The sequence below is a fragment of the Pseudomonas sp. NDM genome (assembly GCF_003105095.1).
In the GTDB taxonomy this organism is placed as follows: domain Bacteria; phylum Pseudomonadota; class Gammaproteobacteria; order Pseudomonadales; family Pseudomonadaceae; genus Aquipseudomonas; species Aquipseudomonas moraviensis_A.
Genome location: NZ_QETJ01000235.1, coordinates 1 through 5,619, shown reverse-complemented (window position 1 = coordinate 5,619; position 5,619 = coordinate 1). Strand labels below are relative to the sequence as shown.

The window sequence follows — 5,619 nt, the reverse complement described above, 5'->3', positions numbered from 1 at the left end:
ATCTAACTGACGCACCGCTATCGCGAGCAGGCTCACTCCTACAGGGATAGCGTTGCCTTGTGCCCCTACAGTTCCACCACCAATTCCACAAACGCCAGCGCCGCCGCACTGTGGTAATTATTCCTGCGCCGCAACAACGCCGCGCCCCGCTGTGGCGCCTCCCCTTCGACACGCAACCGGCGCAATGCGCGGTCTTCGCTGGCAATCGCTTCCGGCAACATCGTGGCCAGCGGGGAATGCCGCACCACTTCCAGCAACGTGCTCACCGAATTCACCTCGATCCGCACCTGCGGCGTAATCCCGTGCTGATGGAAATACTCATCCACCGATAACCGCGTGATGAAGCCCGGGGCCAGCAAGGCGAAATCCAGTGAAGCGACGTCCGTCGGCGTCAACGCCGAAGAGCTGTCGTACAGCGGATGCCCAGGCCCGACCATGATCCCCAGCGTCTCGGTAAATGCCGGCAGGCATTCAATCTCGGCATTGCGCACCGGCGTAAACGCGATCGCGACATCCAGCGAGTCATCGGCGAGGCCGGCCTCGATGTCATCCATCGACAGTTCGAAGATTTCCAGATGAATTCCGGGAAACCGTGCCCGGTAATCACGCACCAGCGGCCCGACCAGATACGCCATGAACGTCGGCGTCATCGCCAGGCGCAGGGTGCCCCGGGACAAATCCTTCACATCGTGCAACGCGCGCTGCCCAGCCTCCAGCTCCACCATCACGCGCCGCGCGCATTCGATGTAGGCCGCACCGGCATCCGTCGGCTTCACTGTGCGCGAGGTGCGATCGAACAGACTCACCCCGAGGGTCTCTTCCAATTGGCGTATCTGCTGCGACAGCGTCGGCTGCGAGACATGCAGCGCTTCGGCGGCGCGGGTGAAACCACCGTGATCGGCTACTGCCAGCAGATAACGCAAATGTCGCAATAGCATGGGCACACCATCTATAGGCAGGGCTTATGCAGCGCATTGTATATGGGTCTTGGACGCTATGAATCCACCAGCGCAAGATTAGTCCCACACAGCAAGCCGACCCTTGAAAGGAGTGACACCATGCAACAGTCCCACGCCTATAACGACAACAGCCTGGCCCTGACTACTCGCGTTCTCGACGCCAAGGCGAAAAAAGATCTGTCGTGGCAGGATCTCGCCGAAGACACCGGCCTCAGCCTGGCCTACGTCACCGCGGCCCTCCTCGGTCAGCATCCGCTGCCGCAAAGCGCTGCCCAAGTGGTGGGTGACAAGCTCCAACTGACCGCTGATGACATTGCCGCTCTGCAGATCATTCCTCTGCGTGGCAGCCTCAGCGGCGTGCCCACCGACCCGACCATCTACCGTTTTTACGAAATGATCCAGATCTACGGCACCACGCTGAAAGCGCTGGTTCATGAACAGTTCGGCGACGGCATCATCAGCGCGATCAACTTCAAACTGGACATCAAGAAAGTCGAAGACCCGGAAGGCGGCTCCCGCGCCGTGGTCACCCTCGACGGCAAGTTCCTGCCGCTGCGTCCGTTCTGACGAGCCCGGCCCGCACCTTGCGTGCGGGCCATCCGATTTCTGCCAAGAGGACACGCCCATGAAAGCCCTGATCGACGGCTTCCTGAAATTCCAGAACGAAGCTTTCCCGCAACGCAGCGAACTATTCAAACACCTGGCGACCACGCAACAACCCGGCACGCTGTTCATCACCTGTTCCGACAGCCGTGTGGTGCCGGAGCTGCTGACCCAGCAAGAGCCCGGCGAGCTGTTCGTGATCCGCAACGCCGGCAATATCGTGCCCTCCTACAGCCCGCATCCAGGCGGCGTCTCGGCGACGGTGGAGTATGCAGTGGCGGTGCTGGGTGTGAGCGATATCGTGATTTGCGGCCACTCCGATTGCGGCGCAATGACGGCGATTGCCCAGTGCAAATGCATGGATCACCTGCCCGCCGTCAGCGGTTGGCTGCAACATGCCGAATCGGCGAAGGTGATGAACGAAGCGCGCACGCATGGCAGCGATGCAGCGAAGTTGAGTTCGATGGTGCGCGAGAACGTCATCGCGCAACTGGCGAACATCCAGACCCATCCGAGCGTGCGCCTGGCGCAGGAGCAAGGTCGGCTGAATCTGCATGGCTGGGTGTATGACATCGAGACCGGTTCGATCGACGCGCTCTCTTCCGATCGTCGCACCTTTGTGCCGCTGGCGGAGCAACCCACGACTTGCGCGATCAGCGCGCAAGCCAGCCACGCTGCCTGACCCGCCCCTGTAGGAGCTGCCGAAGGCTGCGATCCTTTGATCTTGATTTCTACCCAAAATCAAAAGATCGCAACCTTCGGCAGCTCCTACACGGTGCGGTCCGGATTTCGAGTCAGCGCTTCACCGTGAGATCAATCTGAGTCATCCGGCTGCGCACGGTAAACACGCCATCCCCGGAAAGAATCGCACTGCGCGCAAACAGCCTGCCGCTCTCCCAGTTCGAAAGGCCCAGTTCCGGCTTGTTCAGTGCGTACTGGCCATCGACCCAACGAGTGATGCCGTTGCCCACGAACGGCGCGTTCACTGCGTTGTAGAAGCGTTCCTGAACCGCCGCATCCTCGCTGATCAAGGACACGGTGAATTGCGGGCTGTAGCGGTTGAACAGCGTAATGGCCTGATTCAGATCCTCGACGATCATCAGGCTGACTTCCGGAGTCTCTTCCCATTCCCACTCACGGCCCAGGTCCGATTCAGGCAAGGATTCGGCCAGCGCTTCGGTCCGGTAACCCTCAGCGCGATACACCTCGACCGTCGCGTTTTGCCATTCGCCTGGCAGGCAGCTTTCACTGCCCTCAACGATGTGCAATTTGCAGCCTTGACCGCGCGCAGTGCCGGCGTCTTTCAAGGCATCGAGGAACAGCGGCACCAGTTCGGCGGCACGTTCACGCTGGATCAGGCAGACGTTCAGGGTGTTGCAGACTTTGCGGTCCAGCGAGTTGCGCACCACTGCCGCGAAGCGCGTGGCGTCGGCATCACGGTCGGCAATCAGCCATGCACCGCCGGTGCCGTGCAGGCTGACGGCGGTGCCGGCCTGCTGGGCGATGCTGCCCAACTGACTGACCGCCCGGCCCGAGCCGCGCGCCACGGCCAACGACAGACGCCGATCGGCGAACATCGCCCAACCGGCGGCATGATTGACGCTTTCCACCAATGACACCGCGCCAACCGGCAAGCCGGCTTCGGCCAGTGCTGGATTCAGCGCGTGAGTGACGATGGCTTGTGCAGTGCCCAATGCATCGCTGCCGATGCGCAGTACTGCGGTGTTGCCGGTGCGCAGCACCCCGGCGGCGTCGGCAAATACGTTGGGCCGGCCTTCGAAGACAAACGCGACGATGCCCAGCGGCGAGACCACCTGTTCGACCTTCCAGCCGTCATGTTCGACGCTGCTGATCACCTTGCCGCGCGTCGGTGGCGCATCACGCCAGGCGCGCAGCCCGGCGATCATGTCGCGGCGCATCCGCTCATCAGCGAGCAAGCGAGTGGTCGAGCGACCGCGTGCCTTGGCCCGTTCGATGTCGGCGCGATTGGCGGCTTCGATCTGCGTCCAGCACTCAGGATTTTCCAGGCGCTGGGCAAACAGGTCGAAAAACTGGCTGATGGCTTCATCGGACACCGCCGACAACGCAGTGAATGCCGCTGCCGCACGCTCGATTGCCACAGAAGCGGCCTGTTGATCGGCCACGGGGATCAGCAACAACTCGCCACTGACCTGCTCGACCAGCAAATGGTCACCGGGCTGAAACCGCGCAGCCAGTTCGGGGCTGACCACGGTGACGCGGTTACCAGCGAAAGGGATCGGCGTGCCAGCGACTAGACGTTCGAGCGCAAGAGACATGAAGCGGATTCACCATGCAGAGGGCGGCCGGAAAATGTAGCGGATTACTAGCTGAAATACACCTCTTCAATCCACCGAAAAAACCTTGTAGGAGTGAGCCTGCTCGCGATAGCGGTAGACAAGTCGACATTATTTTGTCTGGCATACCGCTATCGCGAGCAGGCTCACTCCTACAAGGGGACTGTGTGAGTTTCAGAAGACGGACCAGCCAATCCTTGAGCTCAGCAACTCCAGCGCCGCCATCCCCGCCAGCGAATTACCTGCCGCGTTCAACTCCGGTGACCACACACAGACTGTGAATTGCCCCGGCACCACCGCGACGATCCCGCCGCCCACTCCGCTCTTGCCCGGCAGACCGACGCGATAGGCGAAGTTGCCCGCTTCGTCATACAAACCGCTGGTAGCCATGATCGAGTTGACCTGCTGGGTCTGGCGGCGCGTGAGGATCTGCTCGCCGCTGTGCTTGCAGAAACCGTCATTGGCCAGAAAGCAGAACGCCCGGGCCAGATCGATGCAATTCATCCGCAGCGCGCAGTGGCTGAAATAGCTGCGCAACACCGCTTCGACGTCGTTGTGAAAATTGCCGAACGACTGCATCAGATAGGCCATCGCCGCATTGCGCGCGCGGTGCTGGTATTCGGAGTCGGCGACCTTGCCGTCGATCATGATTTGCGGATTGCCGGACAGACGCCGGACGAAATCACGCATCGACAACGTCGGCGCGGCGAAGCGCGACTGATTGATGTCGCAGATCACCAGCGCCCCGGCATTGATGAACGGATTGCGCGGGCGGCCGCGCTCGAATTCCAGTTGCACCAGCGAGTTGAACGGCTGGCCGGAAGGCTCATGACCAAGCCGTTCCCAGATCGCCTCGCCGGAATGATCGATGGCCTGCACCAGGCTGAAGACTTTGGAAATACTCTGCACCGAGAACGGCGTTTCAGCGTCCCCAGCAAAGTACATTTCGCCGTCATTGCCGTACACGGCGATGCCCAATTGGTTGGCCGGCACCGTGCCGAGGGCGGGAATATAGTCAGCGACCTTGCCCTGCCCGATCAGGGGCCGGACGGCGTCAAGGATCTCGTTCAACAGCGCTTGCATGCCGGGTTCCGAAAGTCTCGCCCCATGGGATCGCGGGGACACTGGGGCTAGACGCTGCGCCCGCCGGTCGCATCACACCGGCAAGCGCTGCGCAAAGTGTTCTAGGCTGAACCGGACCATTCAGACACGGGAGAGCACCATGCACCTCGAAGGCTCCTGCCATTGCGGCGAAGTCACGTTCAGCCTCGACAGCGTCCACCCCTACCCTTATCAACGCTGCTACTGCTCGATCTGCCGCAAGACCCAGGGCGGCGGCGGTTATGCGATCAACCTCGGCGGCGACGCGACCAGCCTCAAGGTTCGCGGGCGCAAAAACATCAGCATCTATCACGCGAAGATGAAAGCCGAAGGCGACAACCGCGCCCATCGCAGCAGCGCCGAGCGCCACTTCTGTTCGCTGTGCGGCAGCGGTTTGTGGCTGTTCAGTCCGGAATGGCCAGAGTTGATTCATCCATTCGCCTCGGCGATCGATACGCCGCTGCCGGTGCCGCCGGAACACACGCACCTGATGCTTGGTTCGAAAGCGCCATGGGTTGAGGTCGAGGCCAAGGCTAAGGATCAGCAGTTCGATGAGTATCCCGAAGAGTCCATTGCCCAGTGGCATGAGCGGCTCGGCCTGACTAGCTGAACACCGCCCCTTGTAGGAGTGAGCCTGCTCG

General features: G+C 61.5%; 6 protein-coding genes. 3 read left to right on the top strand and 3 right to left on the bottom strand.

Features of this window, described 5'->3' with window-relative positions:
- Nucleotides 1–65 precede the first annotated feature (65 nt).
- Complete coding sequence (gene cynR / locus DCO47_RS25395) at nucleotides 66–938, bottom strand: transcriptional regulator CynR (RefSeq protein ID WP_116659183.1); 873 nt, start codon at nucleotides 936–938, stop codon at nucleotides 66–68.
- A gap of 120 nt (nucleotides 939–1,058) precedes the next feature.
- On the opposite strand from cynR, the gene cynS reads away from it, so the two are divergent.
- Nucleotides 1,059–1,526 carry a cyanase gene (gene cynS / locus DCO47_RS25390; protein WP_065616129.1) on the top strand — a complete coding sequence of 156 codons (468 nt, stop codon included), beginning with the start codon at nucleotides 1,059–1,061 and terminating at the stop codon, nucleotides 1,524–1,526.
- A 58-nt stretch (nucleotides 1,527–1,584) separates the two neighbouring features.
- Nucleotides 1,585–2,244 carry a carbonic anhydrase gene (locus DCO47_RS25385; protein ID WP_065616128.1) on the top strand — a complete coding sequence of 220 codons (660 nt, stop codon included), beginning with the start codon at nucleotides 1,585–1,587 and terminating at the stop codon, nucleotides 2,242–2,244.
- Between the two features lie 112 nt (nucleotides 2,245–2,356).
- Here the strand turns inward: DCO47_RS25385 and DCO47_RS25380 are convergent, their stop codons facing one another.
- Complete coding sequence (locus tag DCO47_RS25380) at nucleotides 2,357–3,859, bottom strand: aldehyde dehydrogenase family protein (RefSeq protein ID WP_065616127.1); 1,503 nt, start codon at nucleotides 3,857–3,859, stop codon at nucleotides 2,357–2,359.
- Nucleotides 3,860–4,051: 192 nt separating this feature from the next.
- Complete coding sequence (gene glsB / locus DCO47_RS25370; RefSeq protein ID WP_042609378.1) at nucleotides 4,052–4,960, bottom strand: glutaminase B; 909 nt, start codon at nucleotides 4,958–4,960, stop codon at nucleotides 4,052–4,054.
- A 139-nt stretch (nucleotides 4,961–5,099) separates the two neighbouring features.
- Between glsB and DCO47_RS25365 the strand changes: the two genes are divergently transcribed.
- Nucleotides 5,100–5,588 (top strand): GFA family protein, encoded by a 489-nt coding sequence (locus tag DCO47_RS25365; protein ID WP_065616126.1) that lies wholly within the window; start codon nucleotides 5,100–5,102, stop codon nucleotides 5,586–5,588.
- The last annotated feature ends 31 nt before the right edge of the window (nucleotides 5,589–5,619 follow it).